Origin of the sequence: Salipiger bermudensis (genome assembly GCF_020171625.1) — a bacterium.
Taxonomy (GTDB): Bacteria; Pseudomonadota; Alphaproteobacteria; order Rhodobacterales; family Rhodobacteraceae; genus Salipiger; species Salipiger bermudensis_B.
Map to the genome: position 1 here is coordinate 417523 of NZ_JAIUZY010000003.1, position 26302 is coordinate 443824.

22 protein-coding genes are annotated in these 26302 nt (G+C 68.0%); 7 read left to right on the forward strand and 15 right to left on the reverse strand.

Annotated features, from left to right (window positions below):
* Nucleotides 1-323 precede the first annotated feature (323 nt).
* On the reverse strand, nt 324-1469 hold the full coding sequence (locus tag LCM15_RS05540; RefSeq protein WP_224854035.1) for an alkane 1-monooxygenase: 1146 nt from the start codon (nt 1467-1469) through the stop codon (nt 324-326).
* Nucleotides 1470-1589: 120 nt separating this feature from the next.
* Nucleotides 1590-2636 (reverse strand): A/G-specific adenine glycosylase, encoded by a 1047-nt coding sequence (mutY, locus tag LCM15_RS05545; RefSeq protein ID WP_224854037.1) that lies wholly within the window; start codon nt 2634-2636, stop codon nt 1590-1592.
* A gap of 84 nt (nt 2637-2720) precedes the next feature.
* Between mutY and LCM15_RS05550 the strand changes: the two genes are divergently transcribed.
* From LCM15_RS05550 to LCM15_RS05560, 3 genes are read left to right on the forward strand one after another with little or no spacing between them, the layout of a single operon-like run.
* The gene (locus LCM15_RS05550) at nt 2721-3230 is read left to right on the forward strand and encodes a DUF721 domain-containing protein (RefSeq protein WP_224854039.1); all 510 of its coding nucleotides are present in this window, start codon (nt 2721-2723) and stop codon (nt 3228-3230) included.
* A gap of 37 nt (nt 3231-3267) precedes the next feature.
* Nucleotides 3268-3912: a DsbA family protein gene (locus tag LCM15_RS05555; protein ID WP_224854042.1), complete on the forward strand. Its 645-nt coding sequence runs from the start codon at nt 3268-3270 to the stop codon at nt 3910-3912.
* Nucleotides 3909-5030, forward strand: a complete 1122-nt coding sequence (locus LCM15_RS05560; protein WP_224854045.1) for a CaiB/BaiF CoA transferase family protein — start codon at nt 3909-3911, stop codon at nt 5028-5030. Before LCM15_RS05555 ends, LCM15_RS05560 begins: the two co-directional genes overlap by 4 nt.
* Nucleotides 5031-5382: 352 nt before the next feature.
* Here LCM15_RS05560 and LCM15_RS05565 read toward each other — a convergent pair whose 3' ends face one another.
* Both LCM15_RS05565 and LCM15_RS05570 read right to left on the reverse strand, forming a co-directional pair.
* Nucleotides 5383-6279, reverse strand: a complete 897-nt coding sequence (locus tag LCM15_RS05565) for a DMT family transporter (RefSeq protein ID WP_224854048.1) — start codon at nt 6277-6279, stop codon at nt 5383-5385.
* 9 nt (nt 6280-6288) lie between these two features.
* Complete coding sequence (locus tag LCM15_RS05570) at nt 6289-6936, reverse strand: LysE/ArgO family amino acid transporter (protein WP_224854051.1); 648 nt, start codon at nt 6934-6936, stop codon at nt 6289-6291.
* A gap of 93 nt (nt 6937-7029) precedes the next feature.
* On the opposite strand from LCM15_RS05570, the gene LCM15_RS05575 reads away from it, so the two are divergent.
* Nucleotides 7030-7905 (forward strand): LysR family transcriptional regulator ArgP, encoded by an 876-nt coding sequence (locus LCM15_RS05575; protein ID WP_224854053.1) that lies wholly within the window; start codon nt 7030-7032, stop codon nt 7903-7905.
* On the opposite strand, the gene LCM15_RS05580 is transcribed toward LCM15_RS05575, so the two are convergent.
* The gene (locus LCM15_RS05580) at nt 7902-9164 is read right to left on the reverse strand and encodes an MFS transporter (protein ID WP_224854055.1); all 1263 of its coding nucleotides are present in this window, start codon (nt 9162-9164) and stop codon (nt 7902-7904) included. The genes LCM15_RS05575 and LCM15_RS05580 overlap by 4 nt on opposite strands.
* 127 nt (nt 9165-9291) lie before the next feature.
* A complete protein-coding gene (locus LCM15_RS05585) occupies nt 9292-9630 on the reverse strand; it encodes a hypothetical protein (protein ID WP_224854058.1) in 339 nt (112 codons plus the stop codon).
* Between the two features lie 119 nt (nt 9631-9749).
* On the opposite strand from LCM15_RS05585, the gene pepN reads away from it, so the two are divergent.
* Nucleotides 9750-12299, forward strand: coding sequence for an aminopeptidase N (gene pepN / locus LCM15_RS05590; RefSeq protein WP_224854060.1), 2550 nt, complete (start codon nt 9750-9752; stop codon nt 12297-12299).
* Nucleotides 12300-12402: 103 nt separating this feature from the next.
* Here pepN and LCM15_RS05595 read toward each other — a convergent pair whose 3' ends face one another.
* A complete protein-coding gene (locus LCM15_RS05595; RefSeq protein WP_224854063.1) occupies nt 12403-13089 on the reverse strand; it encodes a transglycosylase SLT domain-containing protein in 687 nt (228 codons plus the stop codon).
* A gap of 334 nt (nt 13090-13423) precedes the next feature.
* On the opposite strand from LCM15_RS05595, the gene LCM15_RS05600 reads away from it, so the two are divergent.
* Complete coding sequence (locus LCM15_RS05600; protein ID WP_224854066.1) at nt 13424-14779, forward strand: hypothetical protein; 1356 nt, start codon at nt 13424-13426, stop codon at nt 14777-14779.
* Entirely contained in the window at nt 14767-16281 is a 1515-nt protein-coding gene (gatB, locus tag LCM15_RS05605; protein WP_224854069.1) for an Asp-tRNA(Asn)/Glu-tRNA(Gln) amidotransferase subunit GatB, read from the forward strand. Before LCM15_RS05600 ends, gatB begins: the two co-directional genes overlap by 13 nt.
* A 116-nt stretch (nt 16282-16397) precedes the next feature.
* Here gatB and LCM15_RS05610 read toward each other — a convergent pair whose 3' ends face one another.
* The 8 genes from LCM15_RS05610 to LCM15_RS05645 form a co-directional block, all read right to left on the reverse strand.
* Nucleotides 16398-17696, reverse strand: a complete 1299-nt coding sequence (locus tag LCM15_RS05610; protein ID WP_224854071.1) for a DEAD/DEAH box helicase — start codon at nt 17694-17696, stop codon at nt 16398-16400.
* A gap of 301 nt (nt 17697-17997) precedes the next feature.
* Nucleotides 17998-19392, reverse strand: a complete 1395-nt coding sequence (locus LCM15_RS05615) for an amidase family protein (protein ID WP_224854073.1) — start codon at nt 19390-19392, stop codon at nt 17998-18000.
* Nucleotides 19393-19419: 27 nt separating this feature from the next.
* Nucleotides 19420-20319 carry a 2-hydroxyacid dehydrogenase gene (locus LCM15_RS05620; protein ID WP_224854076.1) on the reverse strand — a complete coding sequence of 300 codons (900 nt, stop codon included), beginning with the start codon at nt 20317-20319 and terminating at the stop codon, nt 19420-19422.
* Between the two features lie 2 nt (nt 20320-20321).
* Nucleotides 20322-21935 (reverse strand): ABC transporter ATP-binding protein, encoded by a 1614-nt coding sequence (locus LCM15_RS05625; RefSeq protein ID WP_224854079.1) that lies wholly within the window; start codon nt 21933-21935, stop codon nt 20322-20324.
* A complete protein-coding gene (locus LCM15_RS05630) occupies nt 21932-22765 on the reverse strand; it encodes an ABC transporter permease (RefSeq protein ID WP_224854082.1) in 834 nt (277 codons plus the stop codon). The genes LCM15_RS05625 and LCM15_RS05630 overlap by 4 nt, the downstream gene beginning before the upstream one ends.
* A 3-nt stretch (nt 22766-22768) precedes the next feature.
* Nucleotides 22769-23746 (reverse strand): ABC transporter permease, encoded by a 978-nt coding sequence (locus LCM15_RS05635; protein ID WP_224854085.1) that lies wholly within the window; start codon nt 23744-23746, stop codon nt 22769-22771.
* A 103-nt stretch (nt 23747-23849) separates the two neighbouring features.
* Complete coding sequence (locus LCM15_RS05640; protein WP_224854088.1) at nt 23850-25397, reverse strand: ABC transporter substrate-binding protein; 1548 nt, start codon at nt 25395-25397, stop codon at nt 23850-23852.
* A 79-nt stretch (nt 25398-25476) separates the two neighbouring features.
* Nucleotides 25477-26247, reverse strand: a complete 771-nt coding sequence (locus tag LCM15_RS05645) for a class II aldolase/adducin family protein (RefSeq protein ID WP_224854091.1) — start codon at nt 26245-26247, stop codon at nt 25477-25479.
* Between the last annotated feature and the right edge of the window lie 55 nt (nt 26248-26302).

The following is a 26302-nucleotide window of genomic DNA, read 5'->3' on the forward strand; positions in this document are numbered from 1 at the left end:
GCGCGATTGCAACCCTGCTCTGCCCTCCCTGACGCGACGCCCGGCCGCAATCCCCGGCCTGCCTCCGGCGGGAGTATTTTTGACGAAGAGAAGCCAGGGGCGCCGCGCTCATGGCTTCTTTGGTTCAAAAATACCTCGGGGGTGAATTGGCCGCAGGCCAAGAGGGGGCAGAGCCCCCTCTCTCCCTTCTAAGGGCGCACCTCCGGTGCGACAGGGGGCAGCGCCCCCCTCATTGTACTTTGAAGGTACACCACCGGATCGACAGGAGGCACCGCCCTTGCCCTGTCACTGAGAGAGCACCGCCCCACGAGGGAGAGACAGGATCAGCCGCGCGCGCCTTTCGGCATCGGGGTGGTGCCGCGGTTGTAGGGCGTCCAGTCCTCGACATCGGGATACCACGCGCGCCGCCAGGCCCGCACCCTGGGGTTCATGATGCGACGCCAGAGCGGCGGCACCATCGCCGCCATGGTCATGATCGGATAGCCATAGGGCAGCTGCGGCGCCTCGTCCTCCCGGTATGTCTGCAGCAGGGGGAAGCGGCGGTCGGGCTTGTAATGGTGGTCCGAATGGCGCTGCAGGTTGATCAGCAGCCAGTTGGTCGCGGTATGGGACGCGTTCCACGAATGGTGCGGGCGCACATGCTCGTAGCGTCCTTCGCCGAGGTGCCGCCGCGTCAGGGCGTAATGCTCGACATAGTTCGTCAGCTCGAGCTGCCAGATCGCCACGCCCGCCTGCACCACGAAGAACAACAGCCCCGCCCAGCCGCCCACCAGCAGCGCCAGCGCCAGCATCGCGCCCTGCAGGGCGGCGTATTTCCAGAACGGGTTGCGGCGGTGCCACCACGGCAGCCCCCGCCGCGCCAGCAGCGCCGCCTCGGCGCGGAAGGCCGAGGCCGGGCTCTCGCGCAGCACCCGCGGGTAGAAGCGGTGAAAGCCCTCGTTGTAGCGCGCCGTCACCGTGTCGCGCGGCGTGCCGACCCAGAGGTGATGCACCAGCAGGTGCTCGGAGCGGAAATGCGAATAGAGCACCATCGCCAGAAGCCCGTCGCCGAGATGACGCTCGAGGCGGTTGCGCTGGTGCAGAAGCTCATGGGCGTAGACGATGCCCACCGAGCCGGTCATCACCCCGGTGCCGAACATCACGCCGAAGCGCTCCCAGCCGTTCAGATGCGCGGCATTAGGCACGTACCAGATCAGCGAGAGCAGCGTCACGAACTGCACCGGCGCCCAGAGCATCACCCCGGCGCGGTACCAGAACAGATGGCGCTCCTCGGTCTGCGGATCGGCATTCTCGGTGTTCAGCCCGAGCGCCGCGTCGAGCGCCGAGAACAGGTACCACGTCGCCAGCGGCGGCAGCAGCACCCAGAGCCCGCCCGTCAGCGCGCCGAGCCAGACCAGCGGCGGCAGGATGTAGGTGAGCCAGAACGGCGCCGCGGCCCCGATGCGGGCGATTTTCTCCGACGAGATCATGTTGGGTCCCTTCCGCACGAACCTCTGCGCGCCTGTCCCCAGATTATCCCGGAAGCCCCGCAAGGTCACGGGGGAAGCGCGGCGCCTTCCGACAAATCCCGAAGGTCGCGCGGTTTTGCCTCAGCCGCCCCGGGCGAGATCGAAGGCCTTGCGCATCACCGTGGGCAGGGCCTTGGGGTCGAACTCCTCCGCCGCGACGAACTCGCCGCGCTCGGGCGGACGGTCCATCGGCACCAGCGCGGTCTTGACCGTCAGGCGCAGATGGAAATGGGTGAAGGTGTGGCGCGCCTCGGCATTCAGCGCCTTCCACTCGGCGGCGATCGGCGGCGCCTCTTCCGGCGCCTCGCCCCACTCGCTGCCGGGCCAGCCGAGCATTCCGCCCAGCAGCCCGCTGTCGGGCCGGCGCTCGAGCAGCCAGGCGCCATCCACGCGCCGCACCAGATAGGCAATGCCGAGCCGGGTCGGCTTGCGTTTCTTCGGCGCCTTCTTGGGCAACTCGGCCATGGTGCCCGCCTCCCACGCCGCGCAGGCGCTGCGCCACGGGCACAGGCCGCAGGCCGGGTTGCGCGGGCTGCAGATCGTGGCGCCGAGGTCCATCACCGCCTGCGCGTAGCAGCCTGGGCGCTCTTTGGGCGTCAGGGCTGCGGCCATCTCGGTGAGGATCGGCTTGGCCTGCGGCAGCGGCGTGTGCTCGTCATGCAGCCGCGCCATCACCCGCTCGACATTGCCGTCGACCACGGTGGCCGGGATGTCGAAGGCAATCGCCGCCACGGCACCTGCGGTATAGGGGCCGATGCCGGGCAGGCCCAGCAGCCCCTCGAGGCTCTGCGGGAACACGCCGCCATGCTCGGTGGCGACCACACGGGCGCATTTCAGCAGGTTGCGGGCGCGGGCGTAGTAGCCCAGCCCCGCCCAGGCGGCCATGACGTCGGCATCCTCGGCCGCCGCGAGGTCGGAGACCGTCGGCCAGCGCGCGGTGAAGGCCTCGAAATAGGGCTTCACCGCCGGCACCGTGGTCTGTTGCAGCATGATCTCCGAGAGCCAGACCCGGTAGGGATCGGGGCGAATGCCGTTGGCGCGGGCGCGCGGGCCGACGCGCCACGGCAGGTCGCGGGCGTGGCGGTCGTACCAGACGAGAAGATCCGCGGCGCGGGCGGGGTCACGCAAAACTGACATTCCCTTGATTGGATGATTCCGGGCTGGCGCCCGGTGGCGCGGTCACTAGAATAGTGCCGCAGAGAGGGATTCAAGATGCAACGGCGCAAGAACACCACCAAGGGCTTCGCCCTGACCGCGGGCCTGCTGAAGCAGAACATCCGCAAGGCCAGCGAAAGCCGCGGCTTCGCGCAATCCCGTGTTCTCACCCATTGGGAAGAGATCGCCGGCGCCGACATGGCCGCGATCTCGCGCCCGGTCGAGATCGGCTATGGCCGTGGCGGCCTCGGCGCAACGCTCACCCTGCTGACCACCGGCGCCAACGCGCCGCTGCTGGAGATGCGCAAGGAAGAGCTGCGCGAGCGGGTCAACGCGATCTACGGCTACAACGCCATCGCCCGCATCCGCGTCACCCAGACCGCCGCCACCGGCTTTTCCGACGGCCGCGTCGCCTTCGAGCACCGCGCCAAGGAACAGGCCCGGCCCGAGCCCTCGCCCGAGACCCGCGCCGAGGTGCAGCGCGCCACGCAGGGCGTCGGAGACGAAGGCCTGCGCGCCGCCCTTGATCGGTTGGGGGCAAACGTCATAACCAAGTCACACCGCTGAGGCCCGCAGAGGGCTGTCGCAGAAAGAAGGAAGACCCATGAAGCGTATCCTGTCCACCGTCGCGCTGGCCGCAACCATCGCCGCAGGCGGCAGCTGGGTTCTGAACCCCACCGCCCAGCCCCCTCTCGGCGCCGCAGGCGCGCAGGAGGCCACGGTGACCGACATGACCCTCGGCGAAGCGGACGCACCGGTCGAGATCATCGAGTATGGCTCCTTTACCTGCCCGCACTGCGCCACCTTCGAGCAGGAAGTGTTTCCGCAGATCAAGGAAAACTACATCGATACCGGCAAGGTGAAGTTCACCTTCCGTGAAGCCTATTTCAACAAGTACGACATGTGGGCCTCGCTGATGGCGCGTTGCGGCGGCGAGATGAAATACTTCGGCATCGTCGACATGATCTACGAGACCCAGAACGAATGGGCGCGCCAGAGCACCGAAGCCGGCGTCGCCGACGCGATCCGCAAGATGGGCCTGCAGGCCGGCATCGGCAAGGAGCAGCTCGACGCCTGCATGCAGGACGGCGAACAGCTCAAGGCGCTGGTCGATTGGTATCAGCAGAACGTCGAGGCGGACGGCTTCAACTCGACCCCGTCCTTCATGATCGACGGCGAGCTGCACACCAACATGCCCTACGACGAATTCGCTGAGATCCTCGACGAGCGCATCGAAGCGGCACAATGACCTCGGCACCGCGCGGCCCCCTCGAGGGGGTGAAGGTCATCGAACTGGCCCGAATTCTGGCCGGCCCCTGGGCCGGTCAGATTCTGAGCGACCTCGGCGCCGAGGTCATCAAGATCGAAGCGTCGCGCGGCGACGACACCCGCAAGTGGGGTCCGCCGTTCATCGACCGCGAGGACGAGCGCTCGGCGGCCTATTTCCACTGCTGCAACCGGGGCAAGCACTCGGTGGTGGTGGATATCTCGACGCCCGAGGGCCAGGCCGAGGTGCGGGATATGGTGGCCGATGCCGACATTCTCATAGAGAATTTCAAGGTCGGCGGACTGGCCAAGTACGGCCTCGACTTCGCCTCCCTGGCGCAGGTGAATCCCGGGCTGATCTACTGCTCGATCACCGGATTCGGGCAGGATGGCCCCTACGCGCACCGCGCGGGCTATGACTACATCATCCAGGGCATGTCGGGGTTCATGTCGATCACCGGCACGCCGGACGGCCAGCCGCAGCGCGCGGGCGTGGCGATCACCGACCTGTTCACCGGGCTCTACTCGGTCTCGGGCATCCTTGCGGCGCTGCATCAGAAGCAGCGCACCGGCAAGGGCCAGCATATCGACATGGCGCTGCTCGACTGTGCCGTGGCGGCGACCGCGAACCAGGCGATGAACTACCTTGCGACCGGCGAGGCGCCGGGGCGGACGGGGAACTATCACCCCAACCTCACGCCCTATCAGGTGTTCGACTGTTCCGACGGCTACATCATCATCGCCACCGGCAACGACCCGCAATACCAGCGGCTGTGCCGCCTGCTCGGGCTCGACGATCTGGCCGAGCATCCCGACTACCTGACCAATGCCGATCGCATCGCCAAGCGTGCCTCGCTCGAGGCGCATCTGATGGCCGAGACCGGCAAGTGGACCAAGGCCGATCTGCTCGCGGGCTGCGAGCGCGAGGGCATTCCGGCAGGGCCGATCAACGATCTCTCGGAGGTCATGGCCGATCCGCAGGTGCAGGCCCGCGGCATGACGATCTCGCCCGAGGGCGTGCCCGGCGTGCGCTCGCCGTTCAAATTCTCGGACGCGGAGCTTTGCCTCGACAAGGCCTCGCCGAAGCTCGGCGAGGGATGACTCCGCCACGCCGGCCGCGCCTCGGCGTGGCCGGTGGATGACGCCTGGCGCGACGCCCGATCGCGCCGCTCTGCCTCACGTGCAACACCGAACGCCCGCCTGCCCCGCAGTGACGGGTTTCGCGGCGGCCCGGTCCCGGACGCGGAGGGGATATTCAACCTCGACACCTGTCCGGCTCGCGCGCTGAACCGGTCATTGCGCTCGAGGCGCATCGCCTCGGTCGCCTCGGTCTCGGCAAATCTTTCCGCCCGTGCCCCTTCCGCCGGCACAACCTTCGGGCGCTCGCAACACCACTGCAGAGGCGGCGCGCGTTTCGCGTTATCCGGAGACCCCGCTGTGTCCGGAAGACAAATCAGCTCTGAGCGTCGGGCCCTGCCGGCGCGACCCGGCGCTTGAGCATCGCCTCGCGCCATGTGATGAAGAGCACCGCGCCCATGATCACCACGCCGCCCAGCACCACCCACGGATCGACCGGCTCGGCGAAGAAGGCCGCCCCCACGATCACGGACCAGACGAGCTGCAGGAACGTGACCGGCTGCGTCACGGTCACCGGCGCCGCCGCGAAGGCCAGCGTCATGGCGTAGTGCCCGCCGGTGGCGAAGCAAGCGACAAGGAACAGGATGCCCAGATCGCCCAAGGTCGGGGTCACCCAGACGGCCAGCGCGAACGGGAACAACCCGATGGTGACGGTGATCGACAGCAGCGTCACCACCGCCACGGCGCTCATCTCACCCGAGATAATCTTGGCGATCAGGTAGGACCCCGAGAACAGCAGCGCCGTGCCCAGCATGGCGAAATGGCCGGGGTCGAGCTCGCGGAAGCCCGGCCGCAGGATCAGCAGCGCGCCCCCAAGCGCCACCACGATCGCCATGATGCGCCGCATCGCCAGCCGCTCCCCCAGCACGAAGACCGCGAGGATGGTGACGTAGATCGGGGTGAGATAGTTCATCGCCGTGACCTCGGCAAGCGGGATGCGGGTCATGGCGAAGAACCAGAAGATCACGCCCACGGTATGCGCGGTCCCGCGCAGGCTCACCAGTCCGATCTGGCGTCTTGTCAGGCGCAGCGCCGACAGGCCGCGCCAGGCGGGCAGCAGGAACAGGAGGCCGAAGACATAGCGCAGAAAGGCCGACTCTGCCGCCGGCACGCGCCCGGCGAGCAGTTTCACCAGCGCGGTCACCCCGACGAAGCAAAGTCCCGAGACGACCATCCAGAGAATGCCACGGACCGGTGCGGAAACTGGGTTCATGCGATGGTGTTAGACCACGAACAATCTCTCTGAAAGCGGAAAGCTCGCGATGAGGGTGTCGAGGCCGCCAAGGATCAACTTTGCGGCAAGCGTCCACATCACCACCGCCATGCCGAGATCGAGCAACTGCCACGCCCGCGGGCGGGCAAAGACCGGGGCCAGCGCCCGCGCCCCGTAGCCGAGCATGAAGAAGAACACGAACGACGAGGTCACCGCCCCCAGCCCGAACAGCGCCGGCTGCGCGTATTGCGACGAGATCGCCCCGAGCAGCATCACCGTATCGAGGTAGACATGCGGGTTGAGCCAGGTGAAGGCGAGGCAGGTGAGCACCGCCCCGCGCAGGCTCAGCGCCGCTTTGCCCACTCCCATCGCGGCCCCGCCGTGCCAAGCCGAGCGCAGACTGCGGGCCCCGTACCACAGCAGGAAGGCGGCGCCGAAGAGCCGCATGGCCGGCTCCAGTCCGGGCACCGCCTCGGTCAGCACGCCGAAGCCGGCAACCCCGGCGGCGATCAGCACCGCGTCGGAGAGCGCGCAGATCAGGCACACCGGCAGCACATGCGCCCGCATCAACCCCTGCCGCAGGACGAAGGCATTCTGCGCCCCGATGGCGAGGATCATCGAAAACCCGAGCGCGAAGCCCGCCAGTGCCACCTGCATGTCTTTGTCTCCTGTCCGAGCCGTCCCGGCCTGCTAGCACGGACGACGCGCAACAGCCTAGTTAAAGAAAATTACTTCTAATAAGTTTTACTAATGTCGTTCGATCCTTCGCAATTGGCCGCGCTCGACGCGGTGCTGCGGCTCGGCAGCTTCGACGCCGCCGCCGCCGAGCTGCGCGTCACGCCCTCGGCGATCTCGCAGCGCATAAAAGCGCTCGAGGATCGGGTGGGCGGTGCACTGGTGGTGCGCGCCGCGCCCTGCACCGCCACGCCCGCCGGGGCGCGGCTGGCCCGTCACGCTGGCGAGGTGCGGCTGCTCGAGGCAGCGCTGGCCCGCGATCTCAAGCTGCCCGGCGCCCCCGCGCGGCTGCGCATCGCGATCAACGCCGACAGCCTCTCGACATGGTTCCTGCCGGCGCTCGTCGCGCACGATCTGCTCTTCGACATCGTGGTCGACGATGAATCCCACTCGGCGGACTGGCTGCGCCGCGGCGAGGTCTCGGCGGCGATCACCGCCCATGCCCGCCCGGTGCAGGGCTGCGACGCCTTCGCCCTCGGCGAGATGCGCTACCTCGCGACCTGTGCGCCCGGCTTCCACGAACGGTTCTTCGCAGAGGGCGCCACCCCCGAGGCCTTCGCCCGCGCGCCGATGCTTCAGTTCAATGCCAAGGACGGGTTGCAGCACGACTGGCTGCGCCGGATCACCGGGCAGGCCCTGAGCCCGCCGCTACACCGGTTGCCCTCGTCGCAGGGCTTTGTCGAGGCCGCTCGGCTGGGACTGGGCTGGGGGCTCAACCCCGAGCCCTTGGTGCGCGAGGATCTGGCGCAGGGGCGACTGGTGCTGTTGCGACCGGATCAGCCGCAGCACGTGGCGCTGCACTGGCAGGTCAACCGGCTGGTTGCGGGCGCGGTCACCGGGCTCACCGCCGCCGTGCGCCGCGCCGCCAGCGTCGCGCTGGTCAAAAGCTAGTCGGCGGGTTCTTCGACCTCATCGAGGCCCAACGCGATGATCCCGCCAAGCGCGCTCAGCACCGCAAAGCCCGCCAGCGCCGCGACCGGTCCGATCCATGCCAGCGCCCCGCCGAAGGCCCCGGAGACCAGCAGCAGCCCGCCGATCATCGTATTGGCCAGCGCCGCATAGCGCGACCGGGCATCCTCGGGAGCCATGTCGACAAGGTAGGTCGAGCGCCCCTGCCGCACGCCGTGATAGGCGATCATCAGTGCGAAGAGCAACAGCGGCGTCACCCAGATCGCCGAACCCGCCACGCCGGTCAGGCCCGCAAGAGCCGCCAGCGCCATCGCCGCCGCGCCGGAGAAGCCTGAATACATCAGCACCTGCCGCGAGGAGCGGTCAGAGAGGCGCCCCCAAACATAGGAGCTGGCGAAGGAGGCCGCCGCCGAGGCCAGCACCAGCGCGCCGAGCTTCTGCAGCGCGCCCTCGCCGGTGTCGAGCAGCACGATATAGGGCGGTGCCAGTGCCGTCGCGGTCAGCGCCCCGCGGGCATAGACGAAGCGGCGGAACTGGCCATCCTCGCGGAACGGCGAGAGGTCGACCGCCGGGGCGTCGCCCTCCGCCTCCGAAGGCGCTTCCTCGAGCGTCGAGAACAGCGCCGCCGCGCCGAACCAGAGCAGCGCCGCAAGTCCGACTGCCAGCGCAAGCGGCGTCACGTCCTGCAGCAGCCCGGTCATCAGGAGCAGCGCGAACAGGATCACCCCCGCCGACGCGACCGAGGCGGCGGTGCCGGTCACGGCGCCGCGGCGGGTCTTCTCGATGGTCTTTCCGAGGATGTCCTTGAAACTCACCGAGCAGGCCGCGCGTGCGAGCGCGAGGCACGCCAGAAGACCGCAAAGTGCCAGACCTGCGGCCCAGCCCTGAAGCGTGAAAGCCACCGCGACCATGCCAGCGGCGGCGATCCCCTGCCCCAGCGACCCGACCACCCACGCCCATTTCCGGTGTCGCAGCGCCTCGACCCGGCGCGCGAGCAGCATTTGTGGCAAGAGCGCCCCGGCCTCGCGGATCGGCACGAGAAGGCCCACGAGGACCGCCGGCGCTCCGAGCGCCTGCGCCAGCCATGTCAAGACGAGTTTGGGGTTGATCAGGCCGTCGGCCAGCTTCGTCATGGAGAGGGATACGACGTGGCGCAGACCGTTGCGCGCCTCGTCCGCGGGCACTTCGCCATCGGCCTCGCTCAGCGCGGCGAAGGCGCGGCCCGTCAGTTTTCCGTCCATGCGTCCCTCACCTTGCATCCCGCTAAGTCGCGAGACAACGCGAGAGACCCCGGCTCGGTTCCGAGCCAGGGTCGTCTTTCGGGCGCTTCAACTATCAGGCGAGACGCCCCTTTGAGCGGCGAGGAGGTCAGTCGTTGACGGCGGGGGCGGTTTCGTCCTCGGTCGCGCCGGGTTCGGCCTCCATCGGCGCGGCCTCGTTGCCGGTCTCGGTCTCCATGGGCGCCGCTTCGGTACCGGCCTCGGTCTCGGTCTGCACGGGCGCCGCGTCGGTGCCGGCGTCGGTCTCGGTCACGGCTGCGGGCTCTGTCGTTGCCGCTGCGGGCTCGTCTTCGTCCGCCGACATGAAGACATATCCCAGCCAGACAACCAGAAGCACGGCCACGAACGCGAGTCCGAACCAGATGCCGCCGAGCGGGCCCTTGTGTCGCTTCTTCTGCTTCTCGATGTTGGTGTTGGGTGCCGACATGACAGCGCTCCTCCGTTGCGAAATTTCGTGCCACATGGTTGTGGCGCCAGCCTTGCACACCTAACACTCAAGCATCGGGCGCAGTTCCTGCGCCGCCCCTGCCCACAGGATGAGACCGCATGAAAGACGCAAGCCCGCAAACCATTTACCTCAGCGATTACAAGCCCTTCGGCTGGCAGGTTGCGGATGTTCACCTGACCGTGAAGCTCGCTCCGAACGCCACCCGCGTGATAACGCGCATCCACTTCGTGCCCAACCCGAACGCCCCCGCGCAGGATTTCTTCCTGCATGGCGAAGAGCTCAAGCTGATCCGCGCCGCCATCGACGGCACCGAGGTCACTCCCGAGCTGACAGCTCAGGGCCTGCGCTGCGACGTGCCCGACGGCACCTTCCTGTGGGAGACCGAGGTCGAGATCGCGCCTGCCGAGAACACCGCGCTCGAGGGGCTCTACATGTCGAACGGCATGTACTGCACCCAGTGCGAGGCAGAGGGCTTCCGCAAGATCACCTATTACCCCGACCGCCCCGACGTGATGGCGACCTTCACCGTCCGCATCGAGGGCGACGCGCCGGTCAAGCTGTCGAACGGCAACCCCACCGACAGCGGCGAGGGCTGGGCCGAATGGCATGACCCGTGGCCCAAGCCCGCGTACCTTTTCGCGCTGGTGGCCGGCGATCTGGTCAACCACCCCGGCTGCTTCACCACCGCCTCCGGCAAGGACGTGGAGCTCAACATCTGGGTGCGCCCCGGTGACGAGGGCAAATGCGCCTGGGGGATGGAGAGCCTCATCGCTTCGATGAAGTGGGACGAAGAGGTCTACGGGCGCGAATACGACCTCGACATCTTCAACATCGTCGCGGTCGACGATTTCAACATGGGCGCCATGGAGAATAAGGGGCTAAACATCTTCAACTCCTCCTGCGTGCTGGCGTCGCCCGAAACCTCGACCGACGCCAATTTCGAGCGCATCGAGGCGATCATCGCGCATGAGTACTTCCACAACTGGACCGGCAACCGCATCACCTGCCGCGACTGGTTCCAGCTTTGCCTGAAGGAGGGTCTGACGGTCTATCGCGACAGCCAGTTCACCTCCGACATGCGCTCCGCCGAGGTCAAGCGGATCTCCGACGTGATCGATCTGCGGGCCCGCCAGTTCCCCGAGGACCAGGGCCCTCTGTCGCACCCGGTGCGTCCGGAGAGCTTTCAGGAGATCAACAACTTCTACACCGCCACCGTCTACGAGAAGGGCGCCGAGGTGATCGGGATGCTCAAGCGGCTGGTCGGCGACGACGCCTACGGCAAGGCGCTGGACCTGTATTTCGAGCGTCACGACGGCGATGCCGCCACCATCGAGGACTGGCTCAAGGTGTTCGAGGATGCCACCGGCCGCGACCTGACGCAGTTCAAGCGCTGGTATTCGCAGTCGGGCACCCCGCACCTGAAGGTCTCCGAGAGCTATTCCGACGGCACCTACACCCTGACCTTCAAGCAGGAGACGCCGCCGACCCCGGGCCAGCCCGACAAGGCGCCGCAGGTGCTGCCCATCGCCGTGGGGCTGCTCAACCCCAATGGCGACGAGGTGGTGCCGACCACCGTGCTCGAGATGACGGAAGGCGAGCAGAGCTTCAGCTTCGACGGCCTGAGCGCACGGCCCGTAGCCTCGATCCTGCGCGGCTTTTCGGCGCCGGTGGTGCTCGACCGCGAGACCTCGCCCGAGGAACAGCGCTTCCTGCTGGCGCATGACACCGACGCGTTCAACCGCTGGGAGGCCAGCCGCGACCTCGCCCGCGCCTGCCTTTTCGCCATGGTGACCGAAGGGGCCGGCCCCGACATGGCGTGGATCGATGCGCTCGAGCAGGTGATCCGCGATAGCGATCTCGACCCGGCCTTCCGCGCGCTCATGCTGACGCTGCCGACACAGTCGGAGCTCGCGCAGATGCTGCACGCCAAGGGTGTCACCCCCGATCCCGACGCGATCCACGCCGCCGCCGAGACCCTGCGCGATGCCATGGCCGAGCGCTGGTCGTCGCTGCTGCCCGAGCTGATGGACGCCACCCGCGTGACGGAAGCTTACAGCCCCGACGCCACGCAATCCGGCAAGCGGGCGCTCGGCAACGCGGTGCTGTCGCTGCAGACCCGTCTCGATGGCGGCAAGGCGGCACAGGCGCAGTTCGACGCCGCCGACAACATGACCATGCAGCTGAGCGCGCTGTCCTGCCTGATCTCCGCCGGCGCAGAGGGTGCGGCTCTCGCGGCCTTCGAGCAGCAGTGGATGGACGACCGGCTGGTGATGGACAAGTGGTTCGCGCTGCAGGTCGCCGCGACGAAGCCCGAGAGTGCCGCCCCCCGTGCCGAGGCCCTGACCAAGCGGCCCGATTTCGACTGGAAGAACCCCAACCGCTTCCGCGCGGTGATGGGCTCTCTGGCGATGAACCATGCCGGGTTCCACGCGAAGGACGGCAGTGGTTACCGGCTGCTGGCCGAGTGGCTGATCAAGCTCGACGGCAAGAACCCGCAGACCGCGGCGCGCATGTGCTCGGTGTTCCAGACGTGGAAACGCTACGATGCCGAGCGGCAGGCGCTGATGAAGGCGGAGCTCGAGCGCATCGCCGCCAAGCCCGACCTGTCGCGCGACGTGTCGGAGATGGTGGGCCGCCTGCTCTCCTGATCCGGCACCGGAGACGAGACCAAAAAAGGGGGCCGCAAGGCCCCCTTTTTCTGCGCATCTCTGCGCGCTCGACAGGTACGCGCCGCAGCGCTTGTTGTCTTGATTATTGCAATGCGGCTTCCTGCTGCGGGGTCATCCCCGAGGTCGCGATGATCGGATCCCGCGTCGGGCGCAGGATTACGCCGTCGGCGCTCAGCGTGACCACGCCGTCATGCGCGGGCAGGCTCGCCATGATCGCATCGTCTCCCCAGCTGTCCGGGCGCGCCACGGGCTTGAGCGAGCGCGGCAGGCCGGCGCAGTAGGGCTGCGCGCGGGTCCATGCCATCATGTCCTCACGCTTCTGGCGCGAATGGAACGGACCCCAGTCTGCCGCGACGCCGCGCATGTTCTGGCTGACCACGCCGTCGCGCTTCACCGTCTTCGCCATGATCCGCAGGCCGCAGGCGAGGTTGAGACGCGGGTCCTTGAGCTCGGCGGCGCTTCCGGCCTGGCAATTGTAGTGCCGTGCGGTCGAGGGCAGGATCTGCAGCAGACCGTACCACAGCCCGCCACCGCCGACGGCGGTCGGGCGATAGGTGCTCTCGTGCTTGGCCAGCGCCGAGACCAGGCCGACCCAGAACGCTTCGCGGTCCTCGCGGCCGGCGCTTTCATAGGCCGGGCACCAGGTCGCGATGTCCTCGGGGACGATCGCGGGCAGGTTGCGTGCCGGGCCGCGCAGCGCCGACAGCGCCGCCAGAGACCAGGTCCCCCGCTCGCCGGAGGTGCCCCAGCGCGCTTCGGGGATCGTCATGGTCCGCTCTTGCGGACGGACCGATTGAACGACGGCCTGGAGAGAGTATCCGGGCGGCATCGGGGCGGGTTCTGACCAGACGGCGCTTGCGAAGAACAGGGCCGACAGAACTGTGAAAAGACGTGGCAGCATGGCTGGAGAAGTGCCACAGGGTGTGGGATCGGTAAAGCCGGGCACTCCGCGCCCCGGGGGCGGTGTCGGAACCAAACCGCCGAAGGCCACGTTAAGCCCTTGGGACTCATGGCGATCGCAGTCGGAAAACTGTCGGCGGAATGCCGCCGCCAGAACCCGCTCCTGCCCACAATGTGCCTGATTCTCCCGACACGGTGCGGCCATGTCCGACCTCGTCCGCCCCGCCTCGTTCCTCCGGTTTGCCCTCGACCTGCTGTCGCGGAAACGGCACCGAGAGCGGGCTTTCGGCGCCACGGTGGTGGCACCGGAAAGGACCGCGCCCGCCGCCCTCGGCCCCGCCCCGATCGAGCCGGCGAAAATCCACATCCCCGTGCGCGACACCTCGCCCGAAGCCTTGGCGCGCCAGACCCGGCGCCTTGCCGGGCGCGCGCTCGCCCGGCAGGAGAACTGGGAGACGCTGGCCGCACAGCTGCGCGAGGCCGACACCGCCCGCGCAACAACCTGTGGCGACATGCCGGTCGCCCGCCTGCTTGCCGAGGGCGCCTGCTCTGACGTGGTCGAGACCGCGCTCAGCGCCGTGGCCGCCGGCGACGCCACGACGGCGCGGCGGACGCTCTATTGCCTGCACGACGCCATCGAGGGCGTGGCCGGGTCCGCGTGGCTCTCCTGCGCCCTCGCGCAGGCCCATGTGACCGTGGCCGAGGCCTGGGCGGCCGCACCGACGACCGGCGACGCCGCGATCCTGCGGCGCGATGCGCGGTCGCAGCATCTCGAGACCGCGGCGCGGCTGATCGCGCCGTTCCATCCGCTGGAGGTCGATTCGCCCGCCCTCGCCGCGCTGCGCTGCGCGCTGCTCGAGCTCGATCCGCGCCCGGGCCGCCGGGTGATCGAGGACTACGAGGACCTGATCGACCTAGACCCCTCCTGTTCCGCGCATATGCGGGCGCTCGGCCGGGACCTGATGCCGACCCGGTTCGGCAACTGGGACCGGCTCGAACGCGAGGCCCGCCGCACCGCGGGGCGCACCGCCGATGTCTGGGGCGCGGGCGGCTATGTCTGGGTCTGGCTCGATGCGCTGGCAAGCGGCCAGCTGCGCGGTTTTGCCCATGTCGATGCGGAACTGTTCACCGAAGGGCTGCACGACATCCTCACCCGCCGCCCCGACCAGCACACCGCCAATCGCCTCGCGGCGTTCTGCGGCATGACCCTGTCGGGTGCGTCCGAGCCCAGCAGCGCCCGCGCCCGGATCAGCGGCTGTTTCGGCTGGATCGCCGAGGACCACCTGCGCGAGACCCATCCAGCGCTTTGGGCCAGCGCGCGCCCCTTCGCCGGCCAGACCGGGGCAGGCGACCGGCTGCGCCTCGGCGAGAGCCGCGCGCTCTCGGCGCTGGCCGAGCATTTCGCCCATCAATTGCGCCTCGGGCGCAAGGTGCGCTTCACCGGGACCGGTGTCGTGCTGTCTCCGTCGCCCTGCGCTGCCAGCGCTCTTGCTCCCTCTGCCGCTCTGGCGTATCCCCATCGCGAATTGCGAGACGAGGATACGCCATGCTTGACCTGAGCTTCGAGCCCCCCAAACCCAAGGTCATTGCCGGGGCGAAATACGACTGGGAACTGGTGATCGGCATGGAGGTCCATGCGCAGGTGGCTTCCGAGGCCAAGCTGTTCTCGGGCGCCTCCACCAAGTTCGGCGCCGAGCCGAACTCGAACGTGGCCTTCGTGGACGCGGCGATGCCCGGAATGCTGCCGGTGATCAACGAGTATTGCGTCGAGCAGGCGGTGCGCACCGGGCTCGGCCTGAAGGCCGAGATCAACCTGAAATCCGCCTTCGACCGCAAGAACTATTTCTATCCCGACCTGCCGCAGGGCTACCAGATCAGCCAGCTCTACCACCCGATCGTGGGCGAGGGCGAGGTGATCGTCGACATGGAGCCGGGCATCGCCCGTCTCGTGCGCATCGAGCGCATCCACATCGAACAGGATGCCGGCAAGTCGATCCACGACATGGACCCCAACATGTCCTTCGTCGACCTCAACCGCACCGGCGTGGCGCTGATGGAGATCGTCAGCCGCCCCGACATCCGCGGCCCCGAGGAAGCGGCGGCCTACGTGTCGAAGCTGCGCCAGATCCTGCGCTATCTCGGCACCTGCGACGGCAACATGCAGAACGGCAACCTGCGCGCCGACGTGAACGTGTCGGTCTGCCGCCCGGGCCAGTACGAGAAATACCAGGAGACGCAGGATTTCTCGCATCTCGGCACCCGCTGTGAGATCAAGAACATGAACTCCATGCGCTTCATCCAGCAGGCCATCGACTACGAGGCGAAGCGCCAGATCGCCATCCTCGAGGCCGGCGGCTCGATCGACCAGGAGACCCGTCTCTACGATCCGGACAAGGGCGAGACGCGCTCGATGCGCTCCAAGGAAGAGGCGCACGATTACCGCTACTTCCCCGACCCTGACCTGCTGCCGCTCGAGATCGAACAGGCCTGGGTCGACGACATCGCCGCCTCCCTGCCCGAGCTGCCCGACGAGAAGAAGGCGCGCTTCGTCAAGGATTTCGGCCTGTCCGAGTATGACGCCAGCGTGCTGACCGCCGAGGTCGCCAACGCCGCCTTCTTCGAGAAGGTCGCAGCCGAGGCCGGCGACGGCAAGCTCGCCGCCAACTGGGTGATCAACGAGCTGTTCGGTCGCCTCAAGAAGGAAGGCCATGACATCACCGAAAGCCCGGTCTCTCCGGCGCAGCTCGCGGGCATCGTGCGGCTGATCAAGTCGGATGCGATTTCGGGCAAGATCGCCAAGGACCTGTTCGAGATCGTCTACACCGAAGGCGGCGATCCGGAGCAGATCGTCGACGAGCGCGGCATGAAGCAGGTGACCGACACCGGCGCCATCGAGACCGCGGTGGACGAGATCATCGCCGCCAACCCGGCGCAGGTCGAGAAGGCCAAGCAGAACCCCAAGCTTGCGGGCTGGTTCGTGGGCCAGGTGATGAAGGCCACCGGCGGCAAGGCCAACCCCAAGGCGGTGAACGAGATCGTCGCGAAGAAGCTGGCGGAGTAAGCCGCTTTCTTCCGATCGGAACGGAAAACGCCCGGACGAGATCCTCGTCCGGGCGTTTTTTTGTCAGGCACCAAGATTTTTAGCTAAAAATCTTGGCCCGTCCCAGTCCTTGGCGCTCAGGCCGCGCGGCGGCGCGGACGACGACGCTTGGCCTGCCCCTGGCCACCGCCGGGCTTGCCGGCGCCCTGCGGCTTGCCGCCGCCAAAGCCACCACGGCCCCGGCCGCCGCCGCCGTTACCACCGCCACCACCGCGACGACGGCGCGGGCCGCCCTCGGTGAGCTCGGTCGGTGCCTCGCCGGAGGCCACGGGGATGTCGATCTTCATCAGCTTCTGGATCTGACGCAGCAGGTCCGCCTCATCCGGTGCGCAGAAGGCGATGGCCTCGCCCTCGCGGCCCGCCCGCGCGGTCCGGCCGATGCGGTGCACGTAGTTGTCGGGCACCTCGGGCAGATCGTAGTTGACCACATAGGCGACACCCGGGATGTCGATGCCGCGGGCCGCCACGTCGGTGGCGACGAGCACGTTGATGTCGCCGTCACGGAACGCCTTGATGGCGCGGTCGCGCTGGCCCTGGCTCTTGTTGCCGTGGATCGAGGCGGCGTTGTAGCCATCGGCCACAAGCCCCTTCATCAGCCGCTCGGCGCCGTGCTTGGTGCGGGCGAAGACCAGCGTCAGCGACTCGTCATCGCGCCCCAGCACCTCGCGCAGCTTGGACGGCTTGCCGGCCTTGTCGACGAAATGCACCGACTGGGTGATCTTGTCGGCGGCCTTGCCCGGGGGCGAGACCTGCACCCGGCGCGGGTTGGTCAGGTAGGCCGAGGAGAGCTCCTCCATCTGCTTCGGCATGGTGGCCGAGAACAGCATGGTCTGGCGCGGCGTGCCGAGCTGCGGCGCGATGCGGCGCAGGGCGTGGATGAAGCCCATGTCGAGCATCTGGTCGGCCTCGTCGAGCACCAGCTGGCGCACGGTCGACAGGTCCACCGCCTTGCGGTCCATCAGGTCGATGAGACGGCCCGGCGTGGCGACGAGAATGTCGGTGCCGCGGCTGAGGAAGTTGATCTGGCGGTTGATCGACTGGCCGCCGACCACGGTGCCGACGCGCAGCTTGGTGCCGTCGGTGAGCTGACGCAGGCTGTCGGCGATCTGGTTGACCAGCTCGCGGGTCGGCGCCAGCACCAGCGCCTTGACGGTCTTGGGCGCCGGCTTGGCGGGCTGCGCCAGCAGGCCGTCAATCAGCGGCAGGCCGAAGGCCAGCGTCTTGCCGGTGCCGGTCTGGGCGAGGCCGAGCACGTCGTGCCCCTCGAGCGCCAGCGGGATGGCCTGATTCTGGATCGGGGTCGGCTCGGAAAAGCCGTTGCGCTTCAGGGCTTCGGAAAGGGTCGGCGCAAGGCCGAGCATGTCGAAATCGAACAAGAGATATCCTTTGTCGGGCCGCGCCGCCCATCCTCGGGCGCTACGCGGCGTACGAACCTGCCGCCCGGAGGGGCGACACGGTCAGGGTGCGGCGCGGCCTCGGGACAGACGGGCGTATCCCGTGCCATCCGGCCGTCGCATCGAGAACCCTGCGTGATGGGGAAATCGGTATTGGCAACGCTGATGCGCCCGACAGGGAGGGATCCTCCCGCCCAATGGCGCGGCTAGCTCACGCGGCAGCGCAGCGTTACCGTCCCAAATGGGGCTTTGCGCCCCATCTGTCAAGCTCTGTCCGGATCTGTCAGGACACGAGGCCGGGAAAGCCGAACCCGCGTTCGAGCACTTCGCCCGCGTCGCAGAGCACGTCCTCGCGCCACGGCGCGCCGATCAGCTGCACGCCCGAGGGCACGGCATCGACCACGCCCGAGGCCACCGCGATGCCCGGCAGACCCAGCGCCGGGAAGGCGATCTGGGGCAGCTGCGCCTCCCAGAGCCGCGCCACCGCGTCCCCGCCCTCGAGGTCGGCATCCTGCTTGAACGGCAGGTCCGCCGAGACCGGCATCAGCACCGCCGGGTAATCCTGCAGGAAGGCGCGCCACTGGCGGGTCAGCGCGGCGCGGCGCTGGAACACCTCGCCGAAGCGCTTGGCGTCGATGGCCTCGGCGCGGTCGGCGTAGTGTTCAAGCAGCGCGATGGCACCGGGATCGCCCTCCTCATGCGCCATGCGCAGTTTGGTGGCATGGTCGTCCGAGAGCCACAGGTCGATCTGCAGCTCCACCGCCTCGCGGATCTCGGGCACCTCGCCGGGCTCTTCGACCTGCCAGCCAGCGGCGCGGAAGATCGCCGCGGCGCGGTCGAGGTCCTCGAGGATGCGCGGGTCGGTGTCGATGCCGCCCGGGCGCTTCACCAGCGCCACGCGGCGACGATAGGCCGGGCCATGCAGCGGCACCGGCGCGCTCCAAATGTCCTCGGGGGCGTAGCCCGCCATGCCCTCGAGCCCCAGCCGCAGGTCATCGACCCGGCGCGCCAGCGGACCCGAGACCGCCATCAGCTGCGGCCCAATGCCCCGATCGCCGGAGGAGGGGTTGAACATCGGCACCCGGCCCAGCGACGGGCGCAGCCCCTGCACGCCGCAGGCATAGGCCGGGTAGCGGATCGAGCCCGCGATGTCGGTGCCGTGGCCGATATGGCCCATGCCGGTCGCCACCGCCGCCCCTGCCCCGCCGGACGAGCCGCCGGCGGTCAGCGTGTCATTGTGCGGGTTCCGGGTGTCGCCGTAGAAACCGTTCGTGGTGAACCAGCGATAGGAGAATGCCGGCGTGTTGGTCCGCCCGATCACGATGGCCCCCCGCTCGCGCAGGTGGCGCAGGAATGGGGCGTCCTCGGTCGCCATCACGTCCTTGAAGATGCGGCAGCTGTTGGTCGAGGCATAGCCCGCCTGATCCGCCAGCACCTTGATGGTCACCGGTACGCCCGCCAGCGGCCCCACCGTCTCGCCCCTGGCGATGCGTGCATCCAGCGCCTCGGCCTCGGCCATGGCGTCGGCGCCGCAGTCCTGGATGATCGCGTTCACCCGGTTGTTCACCTTGGCCACGCGGTCGAGCGTGTCGCGGATCACGGAACTGGCAGAGAGCGCGCCGGAGCGGACGCGGGCCGCGAGTTCGCGGGCGGAGAGGTCATTGGGATCGGTGGTCATGGCGTCCTGCGGCAGAAAAGGAGAGGATCAGGCGGGAACGAGCGCGCGCAACCGGTCGCGGATGCCGCGCACGAGGAGGGTGGCCTCGGGGATCGAGGCCACATGCGGGGTGACAAGCACCTTGGGATGGGCCCAGAGCGGGCTCTCGGCGGGCAGCGGCTCGGTGTCGAACACATCCATCGACGCCCCGCAGAGATGGCCCGCATCGAGCACCTCGAGCAGCTGCGCCTCGTCGACCTGCCCGCCGCGCCCCATGTGGATCAGCGCCGCGCCCTCGGGCAGCTTGCGCAGGAAGGCGGCGTCGATCAGGCCCTTGGTCTGCTCGGTCAGCGGCAGCACGTTCACCAGCATGTCGGTCTCGGCGAGGAAGGCGTCGAGCTGCCCGTCGGTGAAATGGCGCACCCCCGGCTCGGGCGGCTTGGGCTGCGAGCGCGAATAGCCCGACACCGGATAGCCGAGCGCCATGAGCCCGCGGGCAATCGCCCGGCCCATGTGGCCGAAGCCCAGCACGCCCACCCGCTTGTGGCTCGGCGACAGGCCGGTGAGCACGCGCTCCCACACGGCGGCGCGCTGCTGGGCGACGTATTGCGCCATGTGGCGGTGATGCCAGTGCACGTGAAAGGCGGCGAACCCCGCCATCTGCAACGCCTGATCGGCATCCTCGACCCGGTAGACCGGCACGCCCTCGGGCAGCGACGGACAGGCGTCGATGGCGTCTGTCCCGGCGCCTGCGGAGAACACCGCGCGCAGGTTGGGATAGGGCGCGAAGGCATCGTCGGCGGGGCGGAAGGTAAAGACGAAACTCACCTCCTCGGGCCGGGTCACGTCCTCCGGGCGCAGGACGGTGAGCTCCGGCGCCTCGGCGGCGAAATACGGGCTGAAGCGGTCGAACATCTCGAACGCGGTATTGGTGATGACACCGATCATGCTCAGGCGGCTCCCTGCTGATCCCAGTCGGCGCCGGGCACGGCGGCGAGCAGCTTGCGGGTGTAGTCCTGCTGCGGGTTCAGGAAGATGTCGTGCACCGTGCCGATCTCGACCAGCTTGCCCTTCTGCATCACCGCGATGCGGTCGCAGAGCTGCGCGGCGACCCGCAGGTCGTGGGTGATGAACAGGATCGACAGCTCGAGCTTCTCGCGCAGCTCGCGCAGCAGGTCGAGCACCTGCGCCTGGATCGACACGTCAAGCGCCGAGACCGCCTCGTCGGCGATGATCAGCTCCGGGTCCATGGCGAGCGCGCGGGCGATGCCGATGCGCTGGCGCTGGCCGCCGGAGAACTCGTGCGGGAAGCGGCTGGCGGCATCCGCCCCCAGCCCCACGATCTCGAGCAGCTCGCGGGCGCGGGCCTCGGCCTCCTTCCGGGGAATGCCGCGGGTGATCGGGCCGTCGGTGATCGCCCCCATGATGCGCTGGCGCGGATTGAGCGAGGCATAGGGATCCTGAAACACCATCTGCACCTTGTGGCGCTGCTTGCGCAGCTCCTCGTCGGACAGGGCTGCAAGATCGGTGCCGCCGACCATCACCTGCCCGCCATCGGGGGTGACGAGCCGCACCGCGGTGCGCCCGAGCGTCGACTTTCCCGAGCCGCTTTCGCCCACGAGCCCGAGCACCTCGCCGCGCGCCACGGTGAGCGAGACGTTGTCGACCGCGCGCACCTCGCGGACCGGTTTGAACAGGCCGCCACCGGTGCGGTAGATCTTGCGCAGCCCCTTGATCTCGAGCGCCGGCGTCTCCGAAAGCTGCCGTGCCGCCGGCAGCTTGCCGGTCGGGATCGCCTCGAGCAGGCGCTTGGTATAGTCGTGCTGGGGGTTCTCCAGCACCTCTGCGGCCGAGCCGCGCTCGACCACCTTGCCCATGCGCATGACGATCACCTGATCGGCGATCTCGGCCACCACGCCGAAATCGTGGGTGATGAACATCACCGCCATGCCGCGCTTTTCGCGCAGATCGAGGATCAGCTTGAGGATCTGCGCCTGCGTCGTCACGTCGAGCGCAGTTGTCGGCTCGTCGGCGACCAGCAGCTTCGGCTCGAGCGCCAGCGCCATCGCGATCATCGCCCGCTGCCGCTGCCCGCCCGAGAGCTGGAACGGATAGGCGCGGATGATCTTCTCGGGATCGGGAAGCTGCACCTCGCGGATCAGCGCCAGCGCCTTCTCGCGGCGCTCGGACTGGGTGTAGCGGTCATGTGCGGCAAACACCTCGACGATCTGGTCACCGATGCGCATCAGCGGGTTCAGCGCCGTCATCGGTTCCTGGAAGATCATCGCGATGCTGGCGCCGCGCAGCGCCTGCTTCTCGCTCTCGGGCAGGCGCAGCACGTCGCGCGCCTCGAACATGGCGCGGCCCGCCTTCACGGTCACGCCCGGCGGCAGCAGCCCCATCAGCGCGTTGGCGGTCATCGACTTGCCGGAGCCGGATTCCCCGACCACGCAGAGGATCTCGCCCTTCTCGATGGCCATGCTCACATCCTCGACCGCGAAGGGGCGGTCGGCGCCCTCCGGCAGGCCGATGGTGAGGTGTTCGATGGACAGTGTGTTGCTCATGCCTTGCCCTTCCGGGAGAGGTGCGGGTTCAGCGCGTCGTTGAGACCTTCGCCGATGAGGTTCAGCGCCAGCACCGTGATGACGATGGCGATGCCGGGGAAGAAGCTCAGCCACCAGGCCGAGCGGATCACCGTGCGCGCGGCGCCGATCATGTAGCCCCAGCTCATGGCGTTGGGATCGCCGAGACCGAGAAAGGAGAGCGAGCTCTCCAGCAGGATCGCGGTGGCGACCATCAGCGAGGCCATGACGATGATCGGCGAGACCGTGTTGGGCAGCACCTGCCGCACGAGGATGCGTGGCTTCGACAGGCCCGCCAGCGTCGCGGCATCGACGAACTCGCGCTTGCGCACCGACATCACCTCGGCCCGCACGAGGCGCGCCACCGGCGGCCACGAGACGATGGCGATGGCCAGCGTGATCGAGGCCAGCGTCGGCTCGAAGATCGCCACCAGCACGATGGCCAGCGCGAAGTTGGGGATGGTCTGGAAGAACTCGGTGAAGCGCATGGCGCCTTCATCGACATACCCGCCATAGAACCCCGCGAGCGCGCCCAGAGGTACCCCGATGAGCAGCGCCACCAGCGTCGAGACCAGCCCGACCAGCAGCGAAACCCGCGCGCCGTAAGCCAGCTGCGCGGCCACGTCGCGGCCCAGCGTGTCGGTGCCGAGCGGCAGGCTCTCCATGGCAAAGGGCGCAAGGAATGGGCGCTGTACCATCTGCCAGGGCGTGTTGGCAAAGATCAGCGGCGCGAAGATGGCGATGAGGATGACGGCGATCAGCAGGACGACCCCGACCATGGCACCGATATTGGTTCTGAAACGTTTCCACATGGCTCAGGCCCTCGCTCCGATCCGGGGATCGACGATCCGGTAGACGATGTCGGTCACGATGTTGAACAGGATGACCATGGCGGCGGACACGAGGAACACGCCGAGGATGGTGTTGTAGTCGCGCGCGGCGAGGCTCTCGAACATCAGCCGACCGATGCCGGGCCATGCGAAGACGGTCTCGGTCAGCACCGCGCCCCCGACGAGCTGCCCCGCCTGCAGGCCGGCCAGCGTGACCACCGGCAGGATCGCGTTGCGCAGGATGTGGCGGCGGCGGATCACCGGGCCCGACAGGCCCTTGGCCTTGGCGGTCTTGACGAAATCCGCGGTCGAGACCTCGAGCATCGAGGCCCGCGTCATGCGCATGTAGACCGCCATGAAGAACAGCCCCAGCGTCAGCGCCGGCAGGATCAGGTGCTTGAGGATGTCGAGCGCGCGGGCAAGGCCCGAGAAGTCGGAGCCCACGGTCTCGTAGCCGAAGCCGGGCAGCCAGCCGAGCCAGACCGAGAACACCAGCACCGCCATCAGCGCCAGCCAGTAGAGCGGGGTGGCGTAGAACAGCAGCGCCAGCGTGGTCAGGAGCGAATCCGACACCTTGCCGACGCGGGCGGCGGCGGCGACGCCCAGAGCGATGCCGCAGGTCAGCGAGATCACGAAGGCGGTCAGGGTCAGCAACAGCGTCGCCGGCAGCCGCTCGGCGATCAGGTCGATCACCGGGGCGCTCTGGCGGAAGGAATAGCCAAGATCCAGCTGCACGATGCCGGCGATGTACTTGCCGAGCTGCACGTAGAGCGGCTGGTCAAGGCCGAAGCGTTCGCGCAGCTGCGCGATCATCTGCTCGTCGGCCGCGCCCGCCTCGCCTGCCAGCACCACCGCCGGGTCACCCGGCGCCGCGTGCAGCAGACAGAAGTTCAGGACAGCGATGGCGAGCAGGGTCAGTGCCGCCTTCGCGAGCCGCGAGAGGATTGCGATGAGAATGGTCATGCGTCCTCGGAGGGGAATCTGTTTCCCGAGGCGCCGCCCACGGGGAGCGGCAGCGCCTCGGGGTCAGGCCGGACAAGGGACAGTCCGGCCCGAACCGGTTGGGTTACTGCTCGATCCAGGCGTTGCGCGGACCATCGTTGACACCGATGCCGGTGGTCACGAGGTCCTTGATGTCGCAACGGTAGATGGTCGGGAACTCGAGCTCGAGAAGCCATGCCACGGGCACGTCGTCGACGATCTCCTTCTGGATCTCGTCATAGGCGGCCTGACGTTCCTCCGGCGAGATCATGGTCGCGGCGTCGAACCACTTCTCGTCCAGCTCGGGGTTGTCGTAGCCCTCGACGTTGTTCCACGGGCTGCCCTTCTGGATGCGGTCGGCGGTGTAGTTGCGCGACACGCCCAGCGCCGGGTCGCCGTACTGGTAGAGATAGGTGAAGGCCATGTCATAGTCCCACTGGGACGTCTTCTCGTTCCAGCCCGCGACGTCGGTGCTGTCGATCGACACGTTGATGCCCACCTCGCTCAGGTTCTGGCGGATGGCTTCGGCCCAGCGCTGCCAGGTCTCGCCATAGGGCAACGGCAGCAGGCGGATCTCTTCGCCGTCATAGCCCATCTCGGCCAGCAGCTCCTCGGCCTTTTCGGGGTTGTGATCGTAGATGGTCACGTCGTCCGAATAGAAGTTGGTCTTCGAAGAGACCGGGCCGGTGGCGACGTTGCCGAAGCCGTTCCACACCACGTCGCGCTGGAACTCACGGTCCATCGCATACATCACCGCCTGACGGAAGCGCACGTCGCTGGTCGGACCTTCGCGGTTGTTGAGCCACATCCACGCGTGCGGCGCGAAGAATTCCCAGCCCGAGCCGGTGGAGCAGACATTGTCCATCTCGGTCAGGCGCGGCACGTCCCAGTTCTCGACCGAGCCACCCGGCAGAACGTCCACTTCGCCGGTCTCGAAGGCCACGGCGCGGGCGGCGGCATCCGGGATCACGCGGTAATAGACCTCGTCGAGATAGGGCAGACCGTCGACATAGTAGTCCTCGTTCTTCACGAGGTGGATGTAGCTGCCCTTCTCCCACGCCTCGAACTTGAACGGGCCGGTGCCGATCGGCGTGGCGTTCATCTCGTTGTTGGCGAAATCGGTGCCTTCATAGATGTGCTTTGGCACGATCGGCATCGTGCCGGTCTCGAAGACGCTGATGAACGGGCCGAAGGGCTCCTTCAGCTGGAACACCACGGTGGTGTCGTCCGGCGCGGTGATGCTCTCCACGTATTCCAGCGAGGCGCGCAGACGGGCATGGGTCTCGCGCAGGAAGACATCGGCAGAGAACACCACGTCCTCGGCGGTGAAATCCTCGCCGTCGTGCCACTTCACACCTTCGTTGAGCTTGAAGGTGTAGGTCAGGCCGTCCTCCGAGATCTCCCAGCTTTTCGCCAGAAGCGGCTGCGGCTTCAGGTCGGTGCCGTAGCGCAGTAGGCCCTCGTAGATGTCGCCCGCGACAAGCTGCGTCGGGCCGTTCTGCACAAGGCCCAGCATCAGCGAGGGCGGTTCGGGCTGCACCACGATGTCGAGCCGGCCACCGGCCTCCTGCGCGGCGAGCGGCGCCGCGAGCGCGGCGGCGATCAGGAAGGTCGTCGCTTTGAGATGTTTCATGTTTTCCCTGTCAGGTTCTGGTTTCGGGGGTGGGCCCGGTTCTGTGCCGGGCCGCCTTGGTTATCTCTCGGGCCGCCGCTCAGCCCTTGTAGCCGGGAGCGGCGGTTTCCAGCATCCGCAGGAAGGCCTCCCATTCGGGATCCCTGCCACCGGCGCCTTCCATCTTGTCATACATTTTCTGGTATTGGCTCGCCGTGTGCTCGGCGACATCGTCGGGCAGCACGATCGGCGTCAGGCCCATGCCCAGAGCCGCGATCTGCGCCTTGCACGACCGCTCGAGGTTCAGCGCCAGCTTGACCGCCTCGGCGACCGAGCGGCCCAGCAGCAGCGTGCCGTGATTGCGCAGCAGCATGACCTGCTTCTCGCCAAGATCGGCCACGATGCGCTCGCGCTCCTCGAGGTTCAGCGCGATGCCCTCGTAATCGTGGAAGGCGATGCGGTTGAAGAACTGCGCCGACCACTGGTTCAGCGGCAGCACCCCCTCCTTGATCGACGAAACCGCCACACCGGCGACGGTGTGGGTGTGCAGCACGCACACGGCGTCGTGCCGCGCCATGTGCACGGCGGAGTGGATGGTGAAGCCCGCCGCGTTGACCCCCGCGCCGTAGGGATCGTCGATCACGGCCCCCGTCTCGTCCACGGTGACGAGATTGGCCGCCGTCACCTCGTCGAAGCGCAGGCCAAAGGGGTTCAGCAGAAAGCGCTTATCGCCGCCCGGCCCGTCCGGCAGGCGCGCGGAGATGTGGGTGTAGATGCCGTCATCCATGCCGAAATGCGCAATCAGCCGGTAGGCGGCAGCCAGATCGCGGCGCAGCTGGGTGACGGGGTCGGCGGTAGCTCCATCGGGCATCAAAGTCGTCCTTTTCATCGCTTATCGTAAACAGACGCCGAGAAAGCATGTTTGG

Excerpts from the sequence above, each read along its gene's own strand:
- LCM15_RS05540 (WP_224854035.1), bottom strand. The coding sequence starts at position 1,469 with ATGATCTCGTCGGAGAAAATCGCCCGCATCGGGGCCGCGGCGCCGTTC.
- LCM15_RS05550 (WP_224854039.1), top strand. The coding sequence starts at position 2,721 with ATGCAACGGCGCAAGAACACCACCAAGGGCTTCGCCCTGACCGCGGGC.
- LCM15_RS05555 (WP_224854042.1), top strand. The coding sequence starts at position 3,268 with ATGAAGCGTATCCTGTCCACCGTCGCGCTGGCCGCAACCATCGCCGCA.
- LCM15_RS05560 (WP_224854045.1), top strand. The coding sequence starts at position 3,909 with ATGACCTCGGCACCGCGCGGCCCCCTCGAGGGGGTGAAGGTCATCGAA.
- LCM15_RS05565 (WP_224854048.1), bottom strand. The coding sequence starts at position 6,279 with ATGAACCCAGTTTCCGCACCGGTCCGTGGCATTCTCTGGATGGTCGTC.
- LCM15_RS05570 (WP_224854051.1), bottom strand. The coding sequence starts at position 6,936 with ATGCAGGTGGCACTGGCGGGCTTCGCGCTCGGGTTTTCGATGATCCTC.
- LCM15_RS05575 (WP_224854053.1), top strand. The coding sequence starts at position 7,030 with ATGTCGTTCGATCCTTCGCAATTGGCCGCGCTCGACGCGGTGCTGCGG.
- LCM15_RS05580 (WP_224854055.1), bottom strand. The coding sequence starts at position 9,164 with ATGGACGGAAAACTGACGGGCCGCGCCTTCGCCGCGCTGAGCGAGGCC.
- LCM15_RS05585 (WP_224854058.1), bottom strand. The coding sequence starts at position 9,630 with ATGTCGGCACCCAACACCAACATCGAGAAGCAGAAGAAGCGACACAAG.
- pepN (WP_224854060.1), top strand. The coding sequence starts at position 9,750 with ATGAAAGACGCAAGCCCGCAAACCATTTACCTCAGCGATTACAAGCCC.
- LCM15_RS05595 (WP_224854063.1), bottom strand. The coding sequence starts at position 13,089 with ATGACGATCCCCGAAGCGCGCTGGGGCACCTCCGGCGAGCGGGGGACC.
- LCM15_RS05600 (WP_224854066.1), top strand. The coding sequence starts at position 13,424 with ATGTCCGACCTCGTCCGCCCCGCCTCGTTCCTCCGGTTTGCCCTCGAC.
- gatB (WP_224854069.1), top strand. The coding sequence starts at position 14,767 with ATGCTTGACCTGAGCTTCGAGCCCCCCAAACCCAAGGTCATTGCCGGG.
- LCM15_RS05615 (WP_224854073.1), bottom strand. The coding sequence starts at position 19,392 with ATGACCACCGATCCCAATGACCTCTCCGCCCGCGAACTCGCGGCCCGC.
- LCM15_RS05620 (WP_224854076.1), bottom strand. The coding sequence starts at position 20,319 with ATGATCGGTGTCATCACCAATACCGCGTTCGAGATGTTCGACCGCTTC.
- LCM15_RS05625 (WP_224854079.1), bottom strand. The coding sequence starts at position 21,935 with ATGAGCAACACACTGTCCATCGAACACCTCACCATCGGCCTGCCGGAG.
- LCM15_RS05630 (WP_224854082.1), bottom strand. The coding sequence starts at position 22,765 with ATGTGGAAACGTTTCAGAACCAATATCGGTGCCATGGTCGGGGTCGTC.
- LCM15_RS05635 (WP_224854085.1), bottom strand. The coding sequence starts at position 23,746 with ATGACCATTCTCATCGCAATCCTCTCGCGGCTCGCGAAGGCGGCACTG.
- LCM15_RS05640 (WP_224854088.1), bottom strand. The coding sequence starts at position 25,397 with ATGAAACATCTCAAAGCGACGACCTTCCTGATCGCCGCCGCGCTCGCG.
- LCM15_RS05645 (WP_224854091.1), bottom strand. The coding sequence starts at position 26,247 with ATGCCCGATGGAGCTACCGCCGACCCCGTCACCCAGCTGCGCCGCGAT.